Annotated in this window: 1 protein-coding gene; it reads right to left on the reverse strand. The window is 67.6% G+C overall.

Annotation, left to right across the window (positions count from 1 at the left end; all coding sequences use genetic code 11):
• Positions 1 to 194: 194 nt before the first annotated feature.
• Positions 195 to 664, reverse strand: a 470-nt coding sequence (locus EQG76_RS12670) for a Na/Pi cotransporter family protein (protein ID WP_200840772.1), incomplete at its 5' end; no start/stop codon positions are given.

Below are 664 nucleotides of genomic sequence, written 5' to 3' on the forward strand. Positions count from 1 at the left end.
TGACCGGGCGCAGCTCGGCCAGCTCGCGGGAGAGCTGGACGATGTCCTGGCGGCCGGGCTCGGCCAGGAGCGCTTCCAGCTCCTCCTTGCGGGCGAGGATCGGGTCGAGGTCGAGCTTGGCTGCCATGCTGGTCGGGTTGGCCGGTCGCGTGGGTGGCGGAGACGGGTTCCTGTCGACGAGCGGCCTCTTTCGGTCAAGTCGGCAGGCTGGCCTCGCGGCCCGCCTCGTCGGCCTCGCTGAGCAGGCGGCTCGCCGCAAGTTCACCTTCCCGCTCCAGGATCGGGTAGGCGACCGACACGATATGGGCATGGATGCGCTTGAGGTCGCGCATCACGTCGAGATGCAGGCTCGAGCTGTCCCGCGTGTCGACCCGCCCGGTCATCAGCCGGGCCAGGTGGCTGTCGGTGTAGCGGCGCTCCAGCTCGCGCATCTTGGCCTTGGCGGCGAACAGCCGGCGCGCATCCGCCAGGTCCGAGGTCAGGAACACGGCGAAGGCCAGCTCCAGGTCGCGCAGGATCTCGGCGTGGAAGGCCTCGATCTCCGCCATGCCGTCGGGAGAGAACTGCAGTTGCTGACGGATCTTCTTGGCGGCGAGTTCCATCAGGTTCTTGTCGACGATGTCGCCCATATGCTCGAGATTGGTGACGAAGGTCAGGATCTCGA

It is taken from the genome of Geminicoccus flavidas (assembly GCF_009806515.1).
Lineage (GTDB): Bacteria > Pseudomonadota > Alphaproteobacteria > Geminicoccales > Geminicoccaceae > Geminicoccus > Geminicoccus flavidus.